The following is an 18,703-nucleotide window of genomic DNA, read 5'->3' on the forward strand; positions in this document are numbered from 1 at the left end:
ATACTGCTGCGGCGACTGAACCCCCGTCTGGTGCAGCAGTCTGAACTATGCGCCCGACTATAATGAATTTTTTCATCTATGGCTGTGATGACCAAAAGTTTCCGAAAAAATTTCCTCGTTCTGCTGACAATCCTGCTGGCCATAACCAGCATTGGAGCTGCAGCGCAGAATTCCGATAACCCTTTTGCCTCGCTGAGCAGCGCCCAGGAAAACTCTTTCCTGCCGGTCGATGAAGCTTATCAGCAGGATCTGCTCTTTGATGCCAACGGCCTCAGTGCACTCTTCCAGATTGCCCCAGAGTACTACCTCTATCGCGAAAAACTGGCGCTGTACAGAGTCGATAATGGTGAAAAAACTCCCATCCCCCTGAACCTGCCAACCGGTGAAGTCATTTGGGACGACTATTTCGAGAAAGAGACTGAGGTCTACCGAGGCCAGCTCGAATTTGCCCTGGATATCCCTGAAACCAGCGGTTCCACCCAACTGGAGCTCCACTATCAAGGCTGCGCAGATGCTGGCCTTTGCTATCCACCTCAGACCCGATACTACAGTGTGGATTTTGCCAGTCAGGATATAGAACCGCAGGACAGCGCCTTAATTACAGGCGCGCCCACTCCGCCAGCGAGTGCTGGCGGTGCCGCAGGCAGTAGCAATGTCACCTTATCACTGGCGCTGCTTCTCGCATTTGCCGGTGGCCTGATCCTGAACCTGATGCCCTGTGTCTTCCCAGTACTGTCGATTAAATTACTGGCAGTGAGCCAGGCGGCACAAAATGCAAGCCAAAGGCACCACCACGGCTGGGCTTATACACTGGGCGTAGTTTTGAGCTTTGTGGCTATCGCCGCTGTGATGCTCGCCCTTCGCGCCGGCGGAGAAGCTGTCGGCTGGGGCTTCCAGCTTCAATCCCCCTGGTTGGTGGCAGCACTCGCCTACCTGTTTTTTATCATGGGGTTGAGTCTGTCCGGAATGACCGAGCTCGGCAGTAACCTGATGGGTATTGGCGGCAACCTGAATAAACGTCAGGGATTGTCGGGCTCTGTGGCATCCGGCGCGCTGGCAACCCTGGTGGCCAGCCCCTGTACTGCACCGCTGATGGGCTCCGCACTGGGGTTTGCTGTTACGCAGCCCGCGCTAATTGCGCTAAGTGTTTTTGCCGCCCTTGGCGCCGGTATGGCGGCCCCCTTCCTGTTGTTGACCTATATCCCCGCTCTGGCGGAAAAGCTGCCCAAACCCGGCCCCTGGATGGATCGCCTAAAGCAGTTGTTGGCATTCCCGATGTATCTCACTGCGGTATGGCTACTGTGGGTTCTGGGCCGACAAGCCGGGGGGGATGGAGTTGCCCTGGTACTGGCTGGTGCTGTAGCCATTGCATTTTCCCTGTGGCTTTGGCCGCGTCCGCAATGGCACTGGCTGCGCGGTTCCCTGGCCCTGGCCTCCCTGGCCTTGGCCGTTTTTCTACTTCCGCAACTGAAAACCATCAATCAGTCTGAACAATTGTCCAGCAGCGATTACTGGGAGCCCTATTCGGCAGAGAGACTGGAGACTGCACGCAGTGAGGGGCGTGCAGTTCTGGCCAATATGACAGCGGCCTGGTGCATCACCTGCCTGATGAATGAGAAAGCTGTGCTGTCGAGCACCGAGGTCAGTGATGCTTTGGAGCGCCTCAACGTGGTCGCGCTGAAAGGAGATTGGACCAACCAGGATCCGCGAATCAGCGAATTATTGGCCAAATACGGGCGTACCAGTGTGCCGCTGTATCTCCTCTATCCCGCCGATGGGGGCGACGCAAAAATACTGCCGCAAATACTTTCTCAAGATGATTTACTACAGGAATTGGAGAACGCTGTGGACTCCCCTTTGAGCACTGGGGTGACTCAGTAAAGTTTTTGACGCCTTTGTAGCCAATAACCCAAGGTAAACAGGCCACAGCCCGGATATTTTGAACTAATTTTTTGCCCAATATCGCCGAACTGCTGCTAACTTCGATAAACTCCGAGTCTGGCATGGACAGGGAGTCACTTTTGCGGCAGACTCGGTTAATGAGTTCGGGCAGCTAGGCCGAAATTTCGAGTTTGCCCGCAAGATAGCCAATTTTAACCCACTTTATATGGGTTTTCGGCAACTTTCTTCAGGGCGAATTATGGCTAAACTTCTTCTCCTTCACGGCCCCAACCTAAATCTTTTAGGCAGTCGCGAACCGCACATCTACGGGTCTACCACCCTGGCGGATATCAATAAAGCCGCCGAGCGCCAGTGCGACGCCGCCGGCCACGAACTGGAAGTCCTGCAGAGCAATAGTGAATCAGCCCTGCTCGAACGAATCCACTTGGCGGCGACCAGTGGGGTCGACTTTATCGTGATCAATCCCGCTGCGTTCACCCATACCAGTGTCGCCTTGCGCGATGCCCTGGCAGCCGTTGCCATCCCGTTTATTGAGCTTCACCTGTCCAATCCCCACGCCAGGGAAGCTTTCCGACACCATTCCTATCTTTCAGATCTGGCCTGCGGCGTAATCTGTGGCTTTGGCGCCAACAGCTACACCCTGGCTCTACAGGCAGCCATCCATCAACTGGATGCCACACCTGCACAACAATGAATCAAACTGCGAGTAAATAACTATGGATATCCGCAAAATTAAAAAATTGATTGAGCTGCTCGAAGAATCGGATATCGGCGAGCTGGAAATCAAAGAAGGCGAAGAGTCCGTGCGCATCAGTCGCGGCGTCAGCAGCGCAGCCCAACCCGTTGCACCGATTTACAGCGCGCCTCCCGCACCGGTTGCCGCCCCCGCTGCTCCGGCGCCCAGCGCTCCTGCTGCCCCAGCTGAAAAAGAGTCCAAACCGGCTATCAGCGGACACGCGGTGAAGTCCCCGATGGTAGGCACCTATTACGCTGCCCCCAGCCCTGGCGCCGAGGCATTCGTGAAGGTGGGCCAGCAGGTCAAAGTTGGCGATGTTGTGTGCATCGTCGAAGCGATGAAAATGATGAACCAGATCGAAGCCGACAAGGCCGGTACCATTGAGTCGATCCTGCTGGAAGACGGCCAACCGGTTGAGTTTGACCAGCCCCTCGTGACCATCGTCTGAGTGGGGTAAGTCACAATGTTCGACAAAATCCTAATCGCCAACCGCGGCGAAATCGCATTGCGGATTTTGCGCGCCTGTAAAGAGATGGGCATCGCCACTGTGGCGGTGCACTCTTTGGTAGACCGCAATCTCAAGCATGTACGCCTGGCCGACGAATCTGTATGTATCGGCCCCAACCCATCCCCGCAGAGCTACCTAAATGTGCCGGCCCTGATCTCCGCCATGGAAATCACCGATGCAGTAGCCGTGCACCCCGGCTACGGCTTTCTTGCAGAGAACGCCGACTTCGCCGAACAGGTGCAAAAGAGCGGCTTCACCTTTATCGGCCCTGATCCCGATGTGATCCGCCTGATGGGTGACAAGGTGTCTGCAATTGCCGCCATGAAAAAGGCTGGCGTTCCCACCGTTCCAGGCTCTGACGGCCCACTGCCCGATAATAGCGAGCGCTGCATGGAGATCGGCCGCAGCATCGGTTATCCGGTCATCATTAAAGCTGCCGCCGGTGGCGGTGGTCGCGGCATGCGTGTGGTGGAAAAGGAAGAGGAGCTGGTGAACGCGATTGCCGTGACCAAGTCCGAAGCCCAAGCGGCCTTCGGTGACGGCACCGTCTACATGGAAAAATTCCTGCAAAATCCCCGCCATGTTGAGATCCAGGTAATGGCCGATGGCCAGGGCAACGCCATCCATCTCGGCGATCGCGACTGCTCCCTGCAGCGCCGCCATCAAAAGGTTTTGGAAGAAGCCCCAGCTCCAGGTATTCCCGATAAGGTGCGCGAGCAGGTACATGAGTCCTGTGTACAAGCCTGTATCGATATCGGCTATCGCGGCGCGGGTACTTTTGAATTCCTGTATGAAAATGAGCGCTTCTACTTTATCGAAATGAACACCCGTATCCAGGTGGAGCACCCCGTTACCGAAATGGTAACCGGCGTCGACCTGATCAAAGAGCAAATTCGGGTTTGTGCCGGTGAGAAGCTATCCCTGAAGCAGGAAGATATCGTAATCAAAGGTCACGCCTTTGAGTGCCGTATCAATGCCGAAGATCCGCAGACCTTCTTCCCCAGCCCCGGCAAGGTAAACAACTTCCATATGCCTGGCGGCTTGGGTGTGCGAGTCGACTCCCATCTCTACTCCGGATACTCGGTACCCCCCAACTACGATTCCATGATCGCCAAGCTGATCACCCATGCGGAAGATCGTGAAACCGCGTTGGCGCGTATGCGTGTAGCTCTGTCGGAACTGGTGGTGGACGGTATCAAAACCAACATTCCCCTACAGGAAGAGTTGGTACGAGATGAAAACTTTGCCAAGGGTGGGGTCAATATCCACTACCTGGAGAAGAAGTTAGGTCTTTAAGCGCTCGCCAGCCGGGGCAAAGTTAGCGAGAATTGCGGCAAACATAACGACACTGAACCTTGCCAAGGATGGCGTGGCAACCGTCGTTATCTGAGTGCGGCCCAGCCGCAACAATGCCGTAAACATCGCTATAACAATTCCGGAATAATTATGCCCTGGCTACAACTCCGCGTGGACACCGACCGTGATCACGCGGAAAAAATCGAAGACGCACTGCTTTTTGCCGGTGCCGTATCTGTCACCCTGCAAGACAACGCTGACCAACCGATCCTTGAGCCCGGACTCGGAGAGGTGCCCCTATGGGAGCAAACACGGGTTACCGGGTTGTTCGATGCGGAAGTCGACACCGCGGTTACCGAGGCAAAGGCAGCTTCCTTCCTATGCGAAATGTTGCCCAATGCCCGCTGGGAGCAACTTGAGGACAAGGATTGGGAGCGGGAGTGGATGACCCACTACAAACCCATCCAGTGCGGCCCCAATTTGTGGATCTGCCCCAGTTGGTGTGAGCCACCACAACCGGACGCCGTGAACCTGCTGCTCGATCCGGGCCTAGCCTTCGGCACTGGCACGCACCCAACTACTTTCCTATGTCTGCAATGGTTGGCACAGCAGGAGCTTGCAGGTAAGAGTGCCATCGACTTCGGTTGCGGCTCGGGTATTCTGGGGATTAGCGCACTTCTACTGGGAGCAGAGCGAGTTCTCGGCACCGATATCGATCCCCAGGCATTGCTCGCCAGCCGCGACAATGCCCAGCGCAACGGCATAGACCCCGATCGCTTCCCGGTCTACCTGCCAGAACAAATGCCGAGCGAAGCCGCCGATGTTATGTTGGCCAATATCCTCGCCGGTCCCCTGGTAGAACTCGCCCCTCAACTGATACAGCTCACTCAATTGGGCGGAAAAATCTGTCTGTCCGGCATCCTCAGCTCCCAGGCAGAGCAGGTGAAAAATGCTTACAGCGAATGGATTGAGTTCGATCCTGACGGCGAACACGAGGGATGGGTCAGACTGACAGGCAAGCGGGTGCGCTAAATGCGCTCCCGAGCACTACGCGGGACCCCTTTGGGCTGATAAACTTGGCTGCTAAATAAACTGCGCTCTAGTCGAATGTCTCAACTGGTAACCCGCTGCCCTCATTGCAGCACATCATTTCATATTAATGACCAGCAACTGCGCGCTGCCCGCGGCGCCGTTCGCTGTGGGTCTTGCCTGCAGGTGTTTCGCGCAGACGAAAATATCGTTTTCTCAGAAAGTGATAGCGAGAGCCGCAATGATTTGGAAGCTTTGCTGGAAGACGATGACTTCCTGATTCACGACGATATCGAGCTCGACGAGGACGAACCCGCCACCCCGCCATCTCCACCAGCTGTGGATCAAACTGCCGGTCGGGAGAGTGCAACCAATGAGAGTGCACCTGACAGCGCGCCCAAATCTGAACCCAAAGAATATAGTGCAGCAGCGCAGGAATTAATTGGTGACGCCTTTGGCGACCATGAGTGGCAGGAGCTGGAAGCATCTCACACTGAAGAGGAAGCGGAACCCGAAGAGGACCTGGATAAAATCCTCAAGCCGGACTGGGAAGAACTTCCTGATTTTGATTCTGACCCTTCGCCCGAGTACAACGGCCAACCTGAAGTACCGGAGTTTGAAACTTCTAGCTCCCTCGCTGAGAAATCGTCTTGGGACAACAATGAGCCTGCAGTATCAACCGAGTCTGTAGATACACCTCCCCCCACTGAGGAAAGCCGCCAGGAGCCTTACTTCGGTGGCGAATCTACCACTGCCGAAGAGCCGCAGCGGGAGCAATTGATCTCAGCCATCCAGCCCGCGCCTGTGGAGATGTCGTGGGGAATCCCCAAAAAGAAACGCACAGCCTCTCCCTGGCTGTGGCGTGCATTGATTCCCCTATCGATCCTCGGCATAGTGATTCAGGTTGCATACTTCCAGTTCGATAGCCTCAGCCGCAAACAGCCCTGGCGCGACTTCTATGCTGCCGCCTGCCCACTATTCGGCTGCACTTTACCCCAACTAAAAGATACCCGGGCGATCCAGGCCACAAACTTAATGGTGCGTACCCACCCGCAGCTGCAGGGCGCCCTGGTAGTGGATGCAGTGCTACTAAATACCGCTCCCTACGCACAACCCTTCCCCAACCTGTTGCTGAACTTCAGCGACCTGAAGGACAAGGCTGTGGCCAGTCGCCGGTTTACCCCGAACGAGTACCTACAGGGGGAGTTGGCTGGACGCAAACTAATGCCCCAGGACAGCCCCATTCATATCGCGATTGAGGTGGTTGACCCCGGTGCAGAAGCGGTAAACTACGAGCTGAACATCACTCACTGAGCGCACACAAGCACCCCGGGCAAGTTTTTAGCAAAGGGGATTTGGCGCCATAAACAACCAAACCTGCGCATTCAGCAGGCTAAATGAACAGTGTTCGATCAAATTGCCCGCTTTTTCGCTTTGCCATTAACGGGCCAGCCGCTATCATAGGCGGCTGTTTTGCCGGGGCACAGATTGCCCTTCCTACAGCCCAAATGGAGCTACCGTGTCTACTGCCATTGGCCCCTATATTATCGACAACCCGGTAATTCTGGCGCCCATGGCCGGTGTCACCGACCGCCCCTTCCGCCAGCTGTGCCGAGAACTCGGCGCCGGATTGGTGGTTTCGGAGATGGTGACCTCGGACACTCGCCTGTGGAACAGCCGCAAGTCCCGCTTGCGCCTGGATCACGGTGGCGAAGCGGCGCCCATATCGGTGCAGATCGCCGGCGGTGATCCTGAGATGATGGCGGAAGCCGCTCGGGAGAATGCTCGTCGCGGCGCGCAAATCATCGATATTAATATGGGTTGCCCGGCAAAAAAGGTGTGTAAGAAAGCAGCGGGCTCCGCCCTGCTGCGGGATGAAAAGCTGGTAGCGGATATTCTTCAAGCCGTGGTCCAGTCTGTTTCCGTCCCGGTGACGCTAAAGATCCGCACCGGCTGGTGCCCGGATTCCCGCAATGGCGTCACTGTAGCCAAAATGGCCGAGGATTCCGGGATCGCTGCACTGGCGGTTCACGGTCGCACTCGCGCCTGTGGCTACCACGGACAGGCTGAATTCGATACCATTGCCGAAATTGTATCCAGGGTAGAAATCCCGGTTTTTGCCAATGGCGACATCTGCAGTGCTGAGAGAGCCCGAGAGGTGCTCGATTACACTGGCGCATCGGCGGTCATGATTGGCCGTGCAGCACAGGGACGACCATGGATTTTTCGGGAAATAGCCCACTATCTCGCCACTGGCGAGCGGCTACCCGAACCGACATTGGATGAAGTCAGGAATATTTTGCTCGCCCATTTGGGCGAGCTACACCGATTCTACGGTGAGGTGATGGGGGTCCGTATCGCTCGCAAACATGTGGGCTGGTACTTGAAGACGCTCGCGGATAGCGAGTCCTTCCGCAAGACCTTTTTCCAAATAGAGAGTGCAGAAGTACAACATGCCAGCGTTCACGAGTGGTTTGAACGCCGAATAACGAGAGGGGCACAAGCGGCATGAACAACGAAGTATTAATTCCGGATACTGGCAATGAAGAAGTATCCTCCAGGGGACAGACTCAACTGGCTCAGCCACAGCAGCAGTCCCTGCGCGATGCCGTCGAGCATGCAATGGAGAACTACTTCCGCCACCTGGATGGCCAGATGGTAACCGATGTCTACGACATGGTGCTGTCGGAGATCGAAGCGCCCATGCTCGAAGTGGTGATGAAATACACCCGTCACAACCAGACCCGCGCCGCGCAATTACTGGGTCTCAACCGTGGCACCTTGCGCAAGAAGCTGAAGCGCTACGGCCTACTGTAAGCTTCCCACCGAGCGAAATTTTGAAGGGGGATGAGGTAACTCATCCCCCTTCGCTATTTTCCCGGCAGCGTTTTTGTTGCCACAGTGGACAACCGCTAAAACCCTTTAAACATCCTTTTCGAAAACCAGTTGGATCAAGTGCAATGACAGACAAGGTTTCCATCCGCCGCGCTCTAATTAGTGTCTCTGACAAGAGTGGCATTGTAGAGTTCGCTCAACAGCTCTCCGCAATGGGGGTTGAGATTCTTTCCACCGGCGGAACCCACCGCCAGCTCAAGGAAGCGGGTATTCCCGTGGTAGAAGTTTCCGACTACACCGGCTTCCCCGAAATGATGGACGGCCGTGTCAAAACTCTGCACCCGAAAGTACACGGTGGCATTCTAGGGCGCCGCGGTACCGATGATGCCATCATGGGCGAGCACGGTATCACCCCGATCGATATGGTGGTGGTTAACCTCTACCCCTTCGCTCAAACCGTTGCCAAGCCCGACTGTTCCCTCGAAGACGCTATCGAGAATATCGATATCGGCGGCCCCACCATGGTTCGCGCTGCCGCCAAGAACCACAAAGATGTCACTATCGTGGTCAATGCCAGCGATTACGGCAATATCATCGAGGAGATGAAAGCTAACGATGGCACCTTGAGCCACGCCAGCCGCTTTGACCTTGCGGTAAAAGCCTTTGAGCACACGGCGGGCTATGACGGCGCTATTGCCAATTACCTGGGCACCATTAAAGGCGAAGAAAAGCAGCTGTTCCCGCGTACCTACAACAGCCAATTTATCAAGAAACTGGACCTGCGCTACGGTGAGAACCCGCATCAGAAATCCGCTTTCTATACCGAAGCCAACCCAGCTGAGGCCAGTATTTCCACTGCCACCCAGCTGCAGGGCAAAGAGCTGTCCTACAACAATATCGCCGATACCGATGCCGCACTGGAGTGCGTTAAGTCCTTCGAGCAACCCGCTTGCGTGATCGTAAAACACGCCAATCCCTGCGGTGTGGCGATCGCTGAAGATATTCATAAGGCCTACGACCTGGCCTTCGCTACCGACAGCGAATCGGCCTTTGGCGGTATCATCGCCTTTAACCGAGAGCTGGATGGCACCACTGCCCGCGCTATCGTCGAGCGACAGTTTGTTGAAGTCATCATCGCACCGTCAGTCTCCGAAGAGGCCAAACAGGCCGTTGCCGAAAAGAAGAACCTGCGCCTGCTGGTATGTGGCCAGTGGAGCAGCGAGCGCACCCCGGCACTGGACTACAAGCGCGTAAATGGCGGCCTGCTGGTTCAGGACCGCGACGACGGCCTGATCACCGCTGCCGACCTGAAGGTGGTCTCCAAGCGCCAGCCCACTGAAGAAGAAATCCGCGATCTGCTGTTTACCTGGAAAGTGGCCAAGTTCGTAAAATCCAATGCCATCGTATACGGCAAAGACGGTCGCACTGTGGGCGTAGGCGCCGGCCAGATGAGCCGCGTAAACTCCGCTCGTATCGCCGCGATCAAGGCCGAGCACGCCGGCCTCGCCGTTGCAGGGTCCGTTATGGCTTCCGATGCCTTCTTCCCCTTCCGCGACGGCATCGATAATGCTGCCGCTGTGGGAATCCAGGCGGTCATCCAGCCCGGCGGTTCCATGCGCGATGAAGAAGTGATCGCCGCAGCGGACGAGCACAATATGGCCATGGTATTTACCGGCATGCGCCACTTCCGCCACTAAGATTGTGCGCCCGCAAATGCATACTGTTGCGGGCTATGATCAGCGGGCTGGGAAGTATCGATACTTCCCAGCCCGCACAAATCATTGGAATCCAGGGGCGAGACTCAGGCCTCAGAATCAATTCCACGTTAAACTAGCACACCTATAACCTGTGCAATGGACCGGATCGGTCGACTTAGGGGGATTTAAGAATGAACGTATTGGTTATCGGATCAGGTGGCCGCGAGCACGCTCTGGCGTGGAAAGCAGCGCAAAACCCAAATGTCGGCACCGTCTATGTTGCCCCAGGCAACGCCGGCACTGCCCGCGAACCCAAGCTGGAAAATATCGCGATCGGTGTGGATAACTTCGCCGCCCTGGCAGATTTCGCCGAAGAAAACGGCGTAGAACTAACTATTGTCGGCCCGGAAGCACCGCTAGTAGACGGCGTTGTCGATTTCTTTAATGCCCGTGGCCTCGCCATTTTTGGCCCCAGCAAAGGCGCCTCCCAACTGGAGGGCTCCAAAGCCTTTACCAAGGACTTTCTCGAGCGCCACAAAATCCCCACCGCTGCCTACCGCAATTTCACCGAAGTGGAGCCGGCGGTTGCCTACATTCGCGAGCGCGGCGCGCCCATCGTGGTTAAAGCCGACGGCTTGGCTGCGGGCAAGGGTGTAATCGTTGCCGAAACCGAAGAGCAGGCTGAGCTCGCTGTACGCGATATGCTGTCTGGAAACGCCTTTGGTGAAGCCGGCTGCCGCGTGGTTATCGAGGAGTTCCTCCAGGGTGAGGAAGCGAGCTTTATCGTGATGGTGGATGGTGAAAATATCCTGCCGATGGCCACCAGCCAGGATCACAAGCGCGTTGGCGATGGCGATACCGGCCCTAATACGGGCGGTATGGGTGCCTACTCCCCTGCACCGGTGGTGACTGACACCATTTACCAGCGCATTATGCAAGAGGTAATCGAACCCACCGTTAAAGGCCTGGCCTCTGAGGGTACGCCCTACACCGGTTTCCTCTACGCCGGCCTGATGATCGACAGCGACGGTACTCCGAAGGTTATCGAGTACAATTGTCGCTTTGGCGATCCGGAAACCCAGCCAATTATGATTCGCCTGAAATCAGACCTGGTCGACCTGTGCATGGCTGCTCTGGACAAGAAACTGGACACTGTCACTGCTGAGTGGGATCCCCGCCCAGCCCTGGGTGTGGTACTTGCCGCGCACGGCTATCCCGGCAGCTACCGCAAAGGCGACGCCATCAGCGGCCTGGACAAAGCAGACAGTGACAACGCCAAGGTCTTCCACGCCGGTACCGCACTGGATGGTGAGCGCGTAGTCACCAATGGTGGCCGGGTGTTGTGCGCCACAGCATTGGGGGATACCGTCGCTGAAGCTCAGGAAAATGCCTATGAATCAGCTCGGGCTATCTACTGGGACGGCGTGTTCTTCCGGAAAGATATCGGCTACCGCGCTGTCGAAAGAGAAAAGGTTTCTGCAGAGCAGCAGGACTAACAGCTGGCATCGGCGGCCGCTCATCAGCGGTCGCCTCCCACAGGGAGCAGATTACTATGAGTAAACGCAGCCTCAGTGGACTCGACCGCCTGTTAATTCAAGCGGATCGGGCTCTGCGCACCCTGAGTCCCGGCGAACCCTGCCACGGCCGGGCATCCCCGGCGAAGGGTGAAGCCGAGACAGACCTCACCGATAGCGAACGCAAACACGCCGCTGGCCTTATGCGGGTCAACCATAGCGGTGAAGTCTGCGCCCAGGCGCTCTACCAGGGCCAGGCCCTGACCGCCAAGCTGCCCGAGGTGCGGGGGGAAATGGAGCGCGCTGCCGATGAGGAGATCGACCATCTGGCCTGGTGTGAACAACGCTTGAAGGAATTGGACAGCCGCCCCAGCCTACTCAACCCGCTTTGGTATGGCATGTCCTTTGGGCTCGGCGCCGCCGCCGGGAAAATCAGCGACCGAATCAGCCTCGGTTTTGTGGCCGCTACGGAAGACCAGGTGTGTAAACATCTTGAGAGCCACCTCGAAAAGCTTCCCGCCGACGACAAGAGAAGCCGTGCGGTAGTGGAACAGATGTTAATTGACGAAGACGAGCACGCCCACGCCGCACTGGCCGCCGGTGGTGCCCGCTTCCCCGCTCCGGTAAAAGGAGTGATGTCTCTGGTATCCAAAGTGATGACCTCGGCCAGTTATAAAATCTGACCGTTACTCTTCACTCATTAAAACGACTTGGATTTTAGGGAGGTTACGCCCAGTATCCTCCCTCCCTTCCCAGCTAATTTCTCTTCAAGCTTCTTCAACGCTGTAGCTGTGCACAATCTCGACACCCGCATTGCGCAACATGATGGAGCCTGAGCAGTATTTCTCTGCGGAGAGTTCCACTGCACGGGCAACATGGGATTCCTTCAATCCGCGACCGCGCACTACAAACTTCATTTCAATTCGCTCAAACGGCGATGGGGTTGTATCCGGGCGCACACCTTCCAGTTCACAATGACAGGAAATAATGTCTTGTCTCGCCTTCTGTAAAATACTCACCACATCGTAAGCCGCGCAGCCACCGACGCCCAGCAAAATCATTTCCATCGGGCGCACACCATTATTTGTGCGGCCGCCTTCCATCACTACCGAATTACCACTGCCGGCTTCACCGACAAAGGTTAAATCATTTACCCAGGTTACTTTCCCCTGCATCACTCCACTCCCATTAAAACTTCAGCGGCGAAGCTTAGCATATTGGCGAAGTCTATCCCGGCACCTGTATGTTTCCGGTATAGTGTCTGGTACGCCTCCGCGCGAAAGCCGAATGACGCATGATCAAATGCTTTTTCTATGAACGCATCGTGGTTTATGAAGTCCAAGCGACCCAGTGCCATAGTGTCACAGGTCACACTGCGGAACTTTGCCGCGGTCAGCCCCTGTTGGGGATTTTGTTTTCGCGCGATAATTCAATAGTGCTCAGCTGCTAAAGCCGGGATAGAGCACAAGACAAAAAATGAGGAATAAATCCGTGACGGTTGCTATCGAAGACCCCATGACTATCGGCAATATTGAAGACTTTCTGGCCCACTGCCACCGGCGTCGCTACCCGGCCAAGAGCACAATTATCTATGCTGGCGACCGCTGTGAATCCCTTTATTTCATTATGCGCGGTTCCGTTACAGTTCTGATTGAGGACGATGAAGGCCGCGAGATGATCGTTGCCTACCTCAACGACGGAGACTTTTTCGGTGAGATGGGCCTGTTCGATCAGGACACCCGCAGTGCCTGGGTCCGCACCAAAACCGAGTGTGAGGTGGCAGAAATCTCCTACACCAAGTTCCAGGAACTCACTCGCCAGCACCCAGAGTTTCTTTTTGCCCTGGCCACCCAAATGGCAGGCCGCCTGCGCAACACCACACGCAAAGTTGGTGATCTCGCCTTCCTGGATGTCACCGGGCGTGTCGCTCGCACCCTGCTCGACCTCTGCAATGAGCCGGATGCAATGACTCACCCCGAGGGCATGCAAATAAAAATCACCCGCCAGGAAATTGGCCGTATCGTCGGCTGCTCCCGGGAAATGGTGGGCCGCGTATTAAAAACCCTGGAAGAACAGGGCCTGGTTTCCGTTAAAGGTAAAACCATGGTGGTGTACGGTACCCGCTAGTAACCGAATAAATACACCGCATAAAAAAAGGGCGATTTTTACATCGCCCTTTTTTATTTCTACTACTGGAGTAAGCGGTCAGTTAAACATTTCCATCAATTTTCTGCCCGGCTCCTCCTCCCGCATAAAGGCCTCTCCCACCAGGAAAGCATTGACGTTATGACCACGCATCGCCGCAACATCATCTGTGGTATGAATACCACTTTCCGTGACCACAAGACGGTCGTCGGGGATCAAGTCCAGTAACTTAAAGGTATTTTCCAGCTGCACATCGAAAGTGTGCAGATTGCGATTATTGATGCCGATTAAGCGGTTAGGTAATGCCAGGGCCCTCTCCAACTCCTTGTGGTTATGCACTTCCACCAAGACATCCAAACCCAACTCCAAAGCGAGCCCGTTGAGATCCGCCATCTGTGGATCTTCCAGGCAGGCTGCAATCAGCAAAATACAGTCGGCCCCAATCGCGCGAGCTTCATAGATTTGGTAGGGATCAACGGTAAAGTCCTTGCGCAGCACCGGTAGGCGTACGGCATCTCGGGCCTGCTGCAAGTAATTATCTGCACCCTGAAAAAAGTCGACATCGGTTAGTACTGACAGACAAGCCGCGCCACCTTTTTCATAGCTGGTAGCAATTTCTGCAGGAAGGAAATCCTCGCGAATCACGCCTTTACTGGGAGAGGCTTTTTTAATTTCGGCAATTACTGCAGCCTCACCAGTGGAAATCTTGCGATCCACTGCATCGACAAAGCCTCTCACCGGTTCCTGATCCCTGGCGCGAAGGCGAACTTCGTCGGTGGAGCACTCAGCCTTGCGCTCAGCAACCTCTTGCCACTTGCGCTCGACAATTGTTTTTAAAATGGTCGGTGTACTCACGATTGAATTTCCTCTGGGCGAAACGCACTGGTAAACGCGGCAAGATCGTTAATTTTCTCTCCGGCGAGACCGCTGTCGATAGCATCTTGTGCCATAGCGACACCTTGCTCTGCAGAGTGCGCAACGCCGCTGACATAAATTGCCAGGCCTGCGTTAAGCGCAATAATATCCGCGGCTTTTTGCCCCGCCTCAGTATTGCGCTTACCCAGCGCATCGCGAATCAGGGCCAGGGAGTCCTCGGAACCAGAAACACTAAGATCAGAGAGGTCACGGCGCAGCAAACCAAAGTCTTCAGGTTTGAGGGTATATTCCTGCAAGGCACCATCCTTTAATTCCACAGCAAAGGTATCCGCAGCAATACTGGCTTCATCGAGCCCGTCATCACTATGTAAAACCAGCACATGCTCTGAACCGAGCTTTTGCAAAACTTCAGCCAATAAGCGGCAGTAGCGCTTGTCATACACACCGATTACTTTTCGCTTTACCCCCGCCGGATTTGTCATCGGCCCGAGTAAATTGAAGATGGTACGCAGTCCCAGCGCCTTGCGCGATGGGCCAACGTGGCGCATCGCATTGTGAAAGCTGGGCGCAAACATAAAGCCAATACCGATAGTCTCTACACATCGCGCCATCTGCGAGGGACTCAATTCCAAAAATACGCCGGCGTGCTCAAGCAGGTCCGCAGAACCACTACTGGACGACACCGAGCGATTGCCATGCTTGGCTACCTTAGCTCCGGCGGCAGCTGCCACAAAGCTGCTCGCACTGGACACGTTAAACAGATTGGCGCCATCACCGCCGGTGCCGACAATATCAACCGTGTTTTCCAGATCGAGCTCAACCTTTACCGCCAGCTCACGCATGGTTTCCACAGCGCCGACAATTTCATCGACTGTCTCTCCGCGAATGCGCAGTGCTATAAGGAGTGCGCCTATCTGTGACTCCAGCGCTTCGCCACACATAATCTGGCCCACGGTTTCGCGCATTTCTTCACGAGTAAGGTGTTCGCCATCCACCAGTTTGGCAATGGCCTGTTGAATATTCATTTTTCCCCCTTTGCCCCGCTCTGGTTATTGATTCTGGCGGGGCCTGCCCGCCGCACACTTGCTCTTCCAGTCCTCAAGACTCGATAAAGTTTCTCAACATATCGTGACCGTGCATGGTGAGAATCGACTCAGGATGAAATTGCACCCCTTCTACCGCTAATTCCCGGTGCTTCACGCCCATGATCTCGTCAATTTCACCATCCTCTGTCTCAGTCCAGGCGGTGACCTCCAGACATTCCGGTAAACTGCTTTTCTCCACTACCAATGAGTGATAGCGAGTCGCCTCAAATGGGTTGGACAAACCGTGAAACACCCCCAAATTGTTGTGCACTACAGGAGATGTTTTGCCGTGCATAACCTGCCGGGCACGAACTACCCTGCCACCGAAGACCTGTCCAATACTCTGGTGCCCCAGACAAATACCCAAAATAGGGATACTGCCGGCAAAACGGCGAATGGTATCGAGCGAAATACCCGCCTCATTGGGGGTACAGGGACCCGGCGAAATCACAATTTTCTCTGGCGCCATTGCCTCGATTTCATCCAGGGTAATTTCGTCGTTGCGTTTTACCACCACTTTTGCACCCAGCTCTTCCAGGTACTGCACTACATTCCAGGTAAAGGAGTCGTAGTTATCGATCATTAAAATCATTGTGCGGCCCCCTTAGCCTCTGGTTGATAAGTGGATTCTTCCATTCTTTTTTGTAGGCGTGCGAGAGAGGCCTGGGTTGCGCGGAGTTCGCGCAGGATTTCGGTCTGGCTTGGAGGCAGACACATTTCATCCATTCGTCGCAATTTGGCCTCTTCCAGATTATTCAAGACTACACCGATAAAGAGGTTAATCATTACGAACGCCCCCATGACCACAAAGCTGACGAAGTAAAGCCAGGCCCAAGGCATCGAATCCATCGCTGTATACATAATATCCGTCCAGTCCTCAAAGGTGACTATGCGGAATAAACTCAAAAATGCGATGGGTAAAGTGCGCCAGTGAGTTGGATCAATATCGTGAAATAGGAAATAACCCGCTACACCATAGATATAGAAAATGATGCTCATCAACAAAGCAATGTGCATCATGCTTGGCAAACTGCGCAAAAGCGTGTCCACCAGTGTGCGGAGTTCCGGGAATGCAGACACCAGCCGCAAAACCCTTAATACCCGCACCAAGCGCGCCAGGGTAGCTAGCGGCCCTGTAGCAGGAATCAAACTCAGTGCAATAATAGTAAAATCAAAGCAATTCCAACCACTGGCAAAGTAACGCCAGGGACGGGCCCCATGGGCAAAAATTTTAACCAGCGCCTCAATAACAAATGAGGCGAGAATCAGTTGATTAATAGCGCCCAGCAGCGTACCAAAGCGCTCCGTCACCCAAGAGGAAGTCTCCAACCCAACAGCGACAGCATTGAGCAGAATCATTCCGATAATGATTTGGTTAAATAACGGCGCTGCGACGACTCGCTCGCAGCGTTCAGCCAGGGTCAACTTTTGAGAAATACTAACTTCGCTCATCTTGCTCGATCTTTAAAGGGTCACTACTCTTGGCCAGCGCCATACCGGCAGCGCGAAAAAGCGCTCGGGCCTTATTCATTGTTTCATTCCACTCTGACTGTGGATCTGAGTCCGCCACCAGGCCAGCCCCCGCCTGCACATATAGTCGGCCATCCTTGATAACTGCGGTACGAATGGCGATCGCGGTATCCATATTGCCATTCCAAGCCAGGTAGCCAACCGCCCCACCGTAAATGCCACGCTTTTCTGGCTCCAGCTCATCGATAATTTCCATAGCGCGAATCTTGGGGGCGCCCGACAGGGTACCGGCCGGCAGTGCCGCGCGCAGAGCATCCATTGCGGTGAGGCCCGGCTTTAACCGGCCGACAACATTGGAGGTGATATGCATCACGTGGGAATAGCGCTCGACAAACATTTGGTCGGTGACTTTAACACTGCCAGTATCAGCCACCCTGCCGATATCATTGCGCCCCAGGTCAATCAGCATCAGATGTTCGGCGAGTTCTTTGGGATCTGCCAACAGCTCTTCCTCCAGGGCAAGATCCTCCTCCTCAGTGGCTCCCCGATGGCGGGTTCCCGCCAGAGGTCTCACAGTCATTTCTCCCTCTTCTAAATGCACCAAAATTTCTGGGCTGGAGCCCACGACATGGTGGTCACCCAGATCGAGGAAATACATATACGGCGAAGGGTTCAAACTGCGTAAAGCGCGGTAAAAATTGAGTGGCGGCGCCTCGAAAGGCGCAGACAGGCGCTGGGAGGGCACCACCTGCATCACATCGCCGGCAAGCACATACTCTTTAACCCGGTCTACTGCGCGCTTAAAGTTGTCCTCGCCAAAGTGGGACTGGAATTCGCTCTCATCAATGCCGCGCCCATGCAAATCGAGGGGTACAGTATCCGGCAGCGGTTGTGCCAACTGGCCAACCAATTGGTCCAGACGCTGCTGGGCTTTTTTATAGGCTGCTTCTTCAGCGGTATTTGCGTGGACAATCAGAATTACCGCACCGGCAAGATTGTCAAAAACCACTAATTCATCGCTGACCATCAACAGGATATCCGGGTTTCCCAGGGTATCCGGCGGAGTACTGACGGCCAGACGCGGTTCGATATAGCGCACGCAGTCATAGCCAAAATAGCCCACCAACCCGCCGTTAAAACGGGGCAGATCCACTAATTCAGGCACCTGATAGCGCTGCTGAAACTGTTCAACAAACTCCAGAGGGTCGGCGGCGCTGTGGCTCTCTACAACCTCACCATCAGTTTCCACGGTGATGTCAGTGCCCTTAACCCTGAGCAGAGTCCGCGCAGGTAAACCAATAATGGAATAGCGTCCCCATTTCTCCCCGCCCTGAACCGATTCCAGCAAATAGCTGTAACGGCCTCCGGCCAGTTTCAAATAGGTGGACAGTGGCGTTTCAATATCCGCCAGTACGCGCCTTACCAGGGGGATACGGTTATAACCCTCAGACGCAAGTTGAGCGTATTCAGTAGGGGTCATGGAGACTCCGATCAATTTTTCATTCTTTATGATTGGCGCCAGAGTATAAGCAGCGCCCACGGGAAAGGTGCCTCAATCGCCAAACTCGATTGGGCTTCAGCAGGTCAGTGGCGCCATCGCCAACTGTTTG

18 protein-coding genes are annotated in these 18,703 nt (G+C 55.0%); 12 read left to right on the top strand and 6 right to left on the bottom strand.

The genetic code is table 11. The features are described 5' to 3' along the window. The first annotated feature begins 87 nt into the window (after nucleotides 1-87). From ACJJIZ_RS00210 to coq7, 11 genes are all read left to right on the top strand, one after another. The gene (locus tag ACJJIZ_RS00210) at nucleotides 88-1,881 is read left to right on the top strand and encodes a protein-disulfide reductase DsbD family protein (protein WP_444914845.1); all 1,794 of its coding nucleotides are present in this window, start codon (nucleotides 88-90) and stop codon (nucleotides 1,879-1,881) included. A 259-nt stretch (nucleotides 1,882-2,140) separates the two neighbouring features. Then, a complete protein-coding gene (gene aroQ / locus ACJJIZ_RS00215) occupies nucleotides 2,141-2,596 on the top strand; it encodes a type II 3-dehydroquinate dehydratase (RefSeq protein ID WP_444914846.1) in 456 nt (151 codons plus the stop codon). Between the two features lie 22 nt (nucleotides 2,597-2,618). After that, nucleotides 2,619-3,086 (top strand): acetyl-CoA carboxylase biotin carboxyl carrier protein, encoded by a 468-nt coding sequence (gene accB / locus ACJJIZ_RS00220; protein ID WP_282934436.1) that lies wholly within the window; start codon nucleotides 2,619-2,621, stop codon nucleotides 3,084-3,086. A 15-nt stretch (nucleotides 3,087-3,101) separates the two neighbouring features. After that, nucleotides 3,102-4,442 carry an acetyl-CoA carboxylase biotin carboxylase subunit gene (gene accC, locus ACJJIZ_RS00225; protein WP_444914847.1) on the top strand — a complete coding sequence of 447 codons (1,341 nt, stop codon included), beginning with the start codon at nucleotides 3,102-3,104 and terminating at the stop codon, nucleotides 4,440-4,442. Nucleotides 4,443-4,592: 150 nt separating this feature from the next. Then, on the top strand, nucleotides 4,593-5,474 hold the full coding sequence (gene prmA / locus ACJJIZ_RS00230; protein ID WP_444914848.1) for a 50S ribosomal protein L11 methyltransferase: 882 nt from the start codon (nucleotides 4,593-4,595) through the stop codon (nucleotides 5,472-5,474). A gap of 75 nt (nucleotides 5,475-5,549) precedes the next feature. Then, nucleotides 5,550-6,785, top strand: a complete 1,236-nt coding sequence (locus ACJJIZ_RS00235) for a DUF3426 domain-containing protein (protein WP_444914849.1) — start codon at nucleotides 5,550-5,552, stop codon at nucleotides 6,783-6,785. A gap of 205 nt (nucleotides 6,786-6,990) precedes the next feature. Next, complete coding sequence (dusB, locus tag ACJJIZ_RS00240) at nucleotides 6,991-7,983, top strand: tRNA dihydrouridine synthase DusB (RefSeq protein WP_444914850.1); 993 nt, start codon at nucleotides 6,991-6,993, stop codon at nucleotides 7,981-7,983. Next, nucleotides 7,980-8,288, top strand: a complete 309-nt coding sequence (gene fis / locus ACJJIZ_RS00245) for a DNA-binding transcriptional regulator Fis (RefSeq protein WP_020411495.1) — start codon at nucleotides 7,980-7,982, stop codon at nucleotides 8,286-8,288. The genes dusB and fis overlap by 4 nt, the downstream gene beginning before the upstream one ends. Before the next feature lie 143 nt (nucleotides 8,289-8,431). After that, complete coding sequence (gene purH / locus ACJJIZ_RS00250; RefSeq protein WP_444914851.1) at nucleotides 8,432-10,003, top strand: bifunctional phosphoribosylaminoimidazolecarboxamide formyltransferase/IMP cyclohydrolase; 1,572 nt, start codon at nucleotides 8,432-8,434, stop codon at nucleotides 10,001-10,003. Between the two features lie 191 nt (nucleotides 10,004-10,194). Continuing rightward, nucleotides 10,195-11,499 carry a phosphoribosylamine--glycine ligase gene (gene purD / locus ACJJIZ_RS00255; RefSeq protein ID WP_444914852.1) on the top strand — a complete coding sequence of 435 codons (1,305 nt, stop codon included), beginning with the start codon at nucleotides 10,195-10,197 and terminating at the stop codon, nucleotides 11,497-11,499. A 56-nt stretch (nucleotides 11,500-11,555) separates the two neighbouring features. Then, nucleotides 11,556-12,200 carry a 2-polyprenyl-3-methyl-6-methoxy-1,4-benzoquinone monooxygenase gene (gene coq7, locus ACJJIZ_RS00260; RefSeq protein ID WP_108731610.1) on the top strand — a complete coding sequence of 215 codons (645 nt, stop codon included), beginning with the start codon at nucleotides 11,556-11,558 and terminating at the stop codon, nucleotides 12,198-12,200. Nucleotides 12,201-12,284: 84 nt separating this feature from the next. Here coq7 and ACJJIZ_RS00265 read toward each other — a convergent pair whose 3' ends face one another. After that, nucleotides 12,285-12,692 (bottom strand): OsmC family protein, encoded by a 408-nt coding sequence (locus ACJJIZ_RS00265; protein WP_282934442.1) that lies wholly within the window; start codon nucleotides 12,690-12,692, stop codon nucleotides 12,285-12,287. A gap of 301 nt (nucleotides 12,693-12,993) precedes the next feature. Here ACJJIZ_RS00265 and crp point away from each other — a divergent pair, with 301 nt between their 5' ends. Beyond that, the gene (crp, locus tag ACJJIZ_RS00270) at nucleotides 12,994-13,644 is read left to right on the top strand and encodes a cAMP-activated global transcriptional regulator CRP (RefSeq protein ID WP_051089460.1); all 651 of its coding nucleotides are present in this window, start codon (nucleotides 12,994-12,996) and stop codon (nucleotides 13,642-13,644) included. Nucleotides 13,645-13,722: 78 nt separating this feature from the next. Here crp and trpC read toward each other — a convergent pair whose 3' ends face one another. From trpC to trpE, 5 genes are all read right to left on the bottom strand, one after another. Further along, complete coding sequence (gene trpC / locus ACJJIZ_RS00275) at nucleotides 13,723-14,520, bottom strand: indole-3-glycerol phosphate synthase TrpC (RefSeq protein WP_444916172.1); 798 nt, start codon at nucleotides 14,518-14,520, stop codon at nucleotides 13,723-13,725. Beyond that, nucleotides 14,514-15,563, bottom strand: coding sequence for an anthranilate phosphoribosyltransferase (gene trpD / locus ACJJIZ_RS00280; protein ID WP_444914853.1), 1,050 nt, complete (start codon nucleotides 15,561-15,563; stop codon nucleotides 14,514-14,516). The genes trpC and trpD overlap by 7 nt, the downstream gene beginning before the upstream one ends. Nucleotides 15,564-15,636: 73 nt before the next feature. Then, on the bottom strand, nucleotides 15,637-16,215 hold the full coding sequence (locus ACJJIZ_RS00285) for an anthranilate synthase component II (RefSeq protein ID WP_444914854.1): 579 nt from the start codon (nucleotides 16,213-16,215) through the stop codon (nucleotides 15,637-15,639). Then, on the bottom strand, nucleotides 16,212-17,075 hold the full coding sequence (locus ACJJIZ_RS00290) for an ion transporter (protein ID WP_444914855.1): 864 nt from the start codon (nucleotides 17,073-17,075) through the stop codon (nucleotides 16,212-16,214). Before ACJJIZ_RS00290 ends, ACJJIZ_RS00285 begins: the two co-directional genes overlap by 4 nt. Then, entirely contained in the window at nucleotides 17,062-18,573 is a 1,512-nt protein-coding gene (gene trpE / locus ACJJIZ_RS00295; protein WP_444914856.1) for an anthranilate synthase component I, read from the bottom strand. The genes ACJJIZ_RS00290 and trpE overlap by 14 nt, the downstream gene beginning before the upstream one ends. Nucleotides 18,574-18,703: the final 130 nt, after the last annotated feature.

The organism is Microbulbifer maximicatervae (SeqCode) (assembly GCF_052467225.1).

Coding starts and splice junctions, on each gene's coding strand:
- ACJJIZ_RS00210 (WP_444914845.1), top strand. CDS start 88: ATGACCAAAAGTTTCCGAAAAAATTTCCTCGTTCTGCTGACAATCCTG.
- aroQ (WP_444914846.1), top strand. CDS start 2,141: ATGGCTAAACTTCTTCTCCTTCACGGCCCCAACCTAAATCTTTTAGGC.
- accB (WP_282934436.1), top strand. CDS start 2,619: ATGGATATCCGCAAAATTAAAAAATTGATTGAGCTGCTCGAAGAATCG.
- accC (WP_444914847.1), top strand. CDS start 3,102: ATGTTCGACAAAATCCTAATCGCCAACCGCGGCGAAATCGCATTGCGG.
- prmA (WP_444914848.1), top strand. CDS start 4,593: ATGCCCTGGCTACAACTCCGCGTGGACACCGACCGTGATCACGCGGAA.
- ACJJIZ_RS00235 (WP_444914849.1), top strand. CDS start 5,550: ATGTCTCAACTGGTAACCCGCTGCCCTCATTGCAGCACATCATTTCAT.
- fis (WP_020411495.1), top strand. CDS start 7,980: ATGAACAACGAAGTATTAATTCCGGATACTGGCAATGAAGAAGTATCC.
- purH (WP_444914851.1), top strand. CDS start 8,432: ATGACAGACAAGGTTTCCATCCGCCGCGCTCTAATTAGTGTCTCTGAC.
- purD (WP_444914852.1), top strand. CDS start 10,195: ATGAACGTATTGGTTATCGGATCAGGTGGCCGCGAGCACGCTCTGGCG.
- coq7 (WP_108731610.1), top strand. CDS start 11,556: ATGAGTAAACGCAGCCTCAGTGGACTCGACCGCCTGTTAATTCAAGCG.
- ACJJIZ_RS00265 (WP_282934442.1), bottom strand. CDS start 12,692: ATGCAGGGGAAAGTAACCTGGGTAAATGATTTAACCTTTGTCGGTGAA.
- crp (WP_051089460.1), top strand. CDS start 12,994: ATGAGGAATAAATCCGTGACGGTTGCTATCGAAGACCCCATGACTATC.
- trpD (WP_444914853.1), bottom strand. CDS start 15,563: ATGAATATTCAACAGGCCATTGCCAAACTGGTGGATGGCGAACACCTT.
- ACJJIZ_RS00285 (WP_444914854.1), bottom strand. CDS start 16,215: ATGATTTTAATGATCGATAACTACGACTCCTTTACCTGGAATGTAGTG.
- ACJJIZ_RS00290 (WP_444914855.1), bottom strand. CDS start 17,075: ATGAGCGAAGTTAGTATTTCTCAAAAGTTGACCCTGGCTGAACGCTGC.
- trpE (WP_444914856.1), bottom strand. CDS start 18,573: ATGACCCCTACTGAATACGCTCAACTTGCGTCTGAGGGTTATAACCGT.